Source organism: Polaromonas sp. P1_G4 (assembly GCF_056405475.1).
Map to the genome: position 1 here is coordinate 1 of NZ_JBFUCA010000396.1, position 4063 is coordinate 4063.

The 4063-nt window shown below is 62.1% G+C and carries 4 protein-coding genes; 1 reads left to right on the top strand and 3 read right to left on the bottom strand.

Annotation, left to right across the window (positions count from 1 at the left end; genetic code table 11):
* The coding region (locus AC1D1X_RS17320) for an HAD family hydrolase (RefSeq protein ID WP_477698747.1) at positions 1-520 on the bottom strand (520 nt) is incomplete at its 3' end.
* Between the two features lie 33 nt (positions 521-553).
* Here AC1D1X_RS17320 and hemH point away from each other — a divergent pair.
* Complete coding sequence (gene hemH, locus AC1D1X_RS17325) at positions 554-1684, top strand: ferrochelatase (protein ID WP_477669019.1); 1131 nt, start codon at positions 554-556, stop codon at positions 1682-1684.
* A gap of 22 nt (positions 1685-1706) precedes the next feature.
* On the opposite strand, the gene AC1D1X_RS17330 is transcribed toward hemH, so the two are convergent.
* Positions 1707-2702, bottom strand: a complete 996-nt coding sequence (locus AC1D1X_RS17330; RefSeq protein ID WP_477669018.1) for a tripartite tricarboxylate transporter substrate-binding protein — start codon at positions 2700-2702, stop codon at positions 1707-1709.
* 161 nt (positions 2703-2863) lie between these two features.
* Positions 2864-3889, bottom strand: coding sequence for a Bug family tripartite tricarboxylate transporter substrate binding protein (locus AC1D1X_RS17335; RefSeq protein ID WP_477669017.1), 1026 nt, complete (start codon positions 3887-3889; stop codon positions 2864-2866).
* Positions 3890-4063 lie beyond the last annotated feature (174 nt).

Here is a 4063-nt window from a genome sequence, read left to right on the forward strand (position 1 = left end):
GTACCTCCACGGCCCCAGCTGCCGCATGAAAAATGCGCGGGTCGGGCTTGCCCACACCGAACTGCTGGGCGCTGATGGCCGCCCTGAAATACCGGCCGATGCCGATTCGTTCGACGTCCGCGTTGCCGTTGGAAACCGCCACCAGCGGGTAACGCCCGGACAGGAATTCCAGCGCCAGCACCGCGTCTTCAAACAAGGTGACCCGGTTGCGCTCTTCAAAGAAGACGTTGAACGCAKCCTCCGCCAGCAACGGGTCTTCGCCGGAGCGGTACAGCGCCACCCGTATCGCCTCCCGGCGTATCGCGCTCAGGTTGTATTTGAGCTCCGGGCGCGAGCGTGTGACGTGCTCCCGGATCTCATGGCGCGCCGCCGGGTTGGAAAACAGCGCCGCGGTCATCGGTGCATGCTGGCTGAGCCAGTCGTCCAGTGCTTTCTCGGCCCTTTCAATGGCAGGCCAGATGGGCCACAGGGTGTCATCGAGGTCAAGTGTGATGGCTTTTATGGTGGACAGGTCAAGCATAGGCAGCGTCAATGGGATAGGCGAGAATAACCCATGTCTTTTCGCTCGCGCATCCTCACGCCTTTCAACCCCGAACCCCCCTTCACGCACGGTGCAGCGCCAGCCACGCCCACGGCCTGCGGCACGGCCGTCCTGCTCTGCAACCTGGGTACGCCCGATGAAGCGACGGCACCGGCATTGCGCCGCTACCTCGCGGAGTTTTTAAGCGACCCGCGCGTGGTTGAAATCCCCAGAGCGCTCTGGTGGCTGATCCTGCACGGAATCATCCTGCGCGTGCGGCCCAAAAAGTCTGCGGCCAAATACGCCAGCATCTGGATGAAGGAAGGCTCGCCGCTGCGGGTGTGGACGCAAAAGCAGGCCGTCATGCTGCGCGGTTACCTGGCAGTGCGTGGACTGCCCGTCGAGGTGCGTTACGCCATGCGTTACGGCCATCCATCCATCGCCTCGCAGCTTGATCAGCTCAAGGCCGACGGCGTCACGCGCATCCTCATCCTGCCGGCCTATCCGCAATACAGCGGCACCACCACGGCCAGCGTTTTTGATGCGGTCTACGCCTGGGCGGCGCGCATACGCCGCATCCCCGAGTTCCGCTTTGTCAACCACTACCACGATCATCCCGGCTATATCAGCGCGCTGGCGGCACGCGTGCGCGAACACTGGCGCACCGCCGGCCGCGGCGAGCAGCTGGTCATGAGCTTTCACGGGGTACCCGAGCGCACGCTGAAGCTGGGCGACCCGTATCACTGTGAATGCCATAAAACCGCCCGGCTGCTGGCCACCCAACTGAGCCTGCAGCCTGCGCAGTACAAGGTCACCTTCCAGTCGCGCTTTGGCAAGGCCAAATGGCTTGAGCCGTATACCGAGCCCACACTGGTGGCCCTGGCAAAGGCAGGTGTCGGGCGGGTCGATGTGATTTGCCCCGGTTTTACCGGCGACTGCCTCGAAACGCTGGAGGAAATCAACATGGAAGCCCGCGAAGCTTTCCTGCATGCGGGCGGCAAGGAATTCAGCTACATCCCTTGCCTGAACGACAGCCATGAATGGATTGCGGGGCTTGCCGAGCTGGCGCAGCTGCATCTTTCAGGCTGGCCGGTAGCCGGCGCAGAAGCTGCGGAATTGACCAGCACACGCCAGCGCGCGCGGGCCCTGGGTGCCAACCAATAAGCCATATTCCTTGCGGTGGCTATCAAGCCTTGAGCTTGAGCAGCTGCATCATTAGCTGTGTGGTCTTGGTATCAAAGTCGATAAAGTTGGTGAGGTCAGCCCCGGACAGCCAGGACTGCTCCCAGTAACTTTCCTTGAGCGTTTTTTTCCACAGCTCATAGGCCAGCGACGCCTTGACGCCGTCAACCATCTCCGACTGGCGCGCGGGCGTGACGCCCTGGCCGGTAAAAACTGCCCGCCAGTTCGCCATATCCAGGTCCAGCCCCTGCTCCCGCATGGACCGCACACCGTAGCTTGTCTTCTTGGATGACACACCCACGGCGCGCAGCTTGCCGCTGGCCAGTTCTGCGCTGAAAGTTCCGTATCCGGAAACACCGGCCACCGCCTTGCCGGTCAATACCGCATCCACCAATTCAAAATTGCGGGCAAAGGGCAGATACACCGGGTCTTCAGGGCGGCTACCGGCAGACTTGGCCAGCAGGCCGGCGAACACGTGGTCCACACCCCCAACAGAACCAATCGCCATGGGCGTCAGCCTGGGGCTGGTGCGCAGGCGCTCAGCCAGTTCGTTGACGGTCTTGATGGGCGAGTTGCCGGCGACCACCACCACCAGGTAGTCGCTGGTCAGGCGGGCCACCGGGCGGAGCCGGGTCAGGTCCACGGCTGGTTTTTGCAAAGCCACTGCGCCGACCAGGTTGCTGTCACCCATGAAAAGCGCATTGGGATCGGAGCCGTACTTGCCGGCATACCAGGCCAGCCCTGTGGTGCCGCCGTGCCCCTCCTTGTTTTCGTATTCAATCTCGTCGCTCAGGCCCAGGCCGACCAGGGCATCGCCGAGGGCACGGCCCGCTTCGTCCAGCGTGCTGCGCGAGGCGGCTGGTATGACGATGCGCAATCTGGGCGCAAGCTTGCCCTTCACGGCAGCCTGTGCCCACAAGGGTGCAGGGACAACGCCGGCGGCAGCTGCGCCCAGGCAGGAAAGCCCACCGAGAAAAATACGTCGTCGAACAGTCGGCATGAGATTCTCCAGCGGTGGTGGCATGTATCAGGCAGCAGGCCGGCATGCGCCGGTTTCCCCAACAGTTACAGCACTTTCCATGCCATCCATCAGATGGACGCCGGAGAAAGAAAAGGGGTGACCCACGCGGCCGCCCCTCCCGAAAACCCTGCCGCAGAGCGTCAGGCTTTGAGCTTGAGCAGGTGCACCATGACTCGCGAGGTCGTCAGGTCAAAGTCAATGAAGCTGGTAAAACCGGGTCCCGAGAGCAGCGAAGAATCCCAGTGGTTCTGCTTCAGTGTTTTTTGCCAGGACTCATACCCAGCGGCGGCTTTCACCGCTTCGACCATTTCGGCCTGGCGGGCGGGTGCCACGTTTTGGCCGGTAAACACACCACGCCAGTTGGCCATGTCCACATCGAGCCCCTGCTCGCGAATCGAGGGAATGCCAAAAACCGTGCGCTTGGACGACACGCCAATGGCACGCAATTTTCCGCTGGCGAGTTCATCGCTGAACTCGCTGTAGCCCGATATGCCGGCCACTGCCTTGCCACCCAGCACGGCCTGTACCACCTCGGCACCGCCGGCGAAAGGCAAATACACCAGTTCTTCCGGTTTGCTTTGGGAGGCTCGGGTCAGCACCCCCGCAAACACATGATCCACACCACCGGCCGACCCGCCGGCGATCGGCACGTCTTTGGGGTTGGTGCGCAGCCGGCTGGCAAGATCGGCAACGGTACGGATCGGCGAGCTGGCAGCGACCACCACCACGAGGTAGTCACTGGTCAGGCGGGCTATCGGCTGGATGCGAGTCATGTCGACCGCGGGTTTTTGCAAGGCAACCGCGCCCACCATGACCATACCGCCCATCAACAGGGTGTTGGGATCGTTGCCGTATTTTTCGGCGTAATACGCCAGGCCGATGGTGCCGCCCTTGCCGCCCTTGTTTTCGTATTCGATCTCGTCAGCGGCGCCGACACCCAGCAAGGCCGTACCCAACGCACGGCCGGTCTGGTCCCAGCCCCCGCCGGCGTTGGCCGGTATCACAATGCGCAGTTTCGAAGTTAGTTTGGCGGTCTTGCCTTTTGGAGAAGCGACAGCTGCCGGCGCCTTGGCGGATTGCGCCAATGCGGGGAATGTACTGCCCAACGTGGTCAGGCCCAACCCGGCGAGCCCACCCAATGCGGTGCGTCGTTTGATGTTCAGCATGTCATCTCCTTTTAGTAATAAAACTCAACTTGCAGGTTTTTTCGCCTTCCAGTATTTAGCCATACGCGGAAGCACCAGCACCGCAACCACAATCACGACCAGCGTGATCGACATGGGGCGCTGGAAAAACACGGCGGGGCTGCCTTCGCCGATTGACATGGCATTGCGCAATTG

What these genes read in the sequence shown, in the direction of transcription:
- AC1D1X_RS17335 (WP_477669017.1), bottom strand. Translation starts at nt 3,889, where the DNA reads ATGCTGAACATCAAACGACGCACCGCATTGGGTGGGCTCGCCGGGTTG.
- hemH (WP_477669019.1), top strand. Translation starts at nt 554, where the DNA reads ATGTCTTTTCGCTCGCGCATCCTCACGCCTTTCAACCCCGAACCCCCC.
- AC1D1X_RS17330 (WP_477669018.1), bottom strand. Translation starts at nt 2,702, where the DNA reads ATGCCGACTGTTCGACGACGTATTTTTCTCGGTGGGCTTTCCTGCCTG.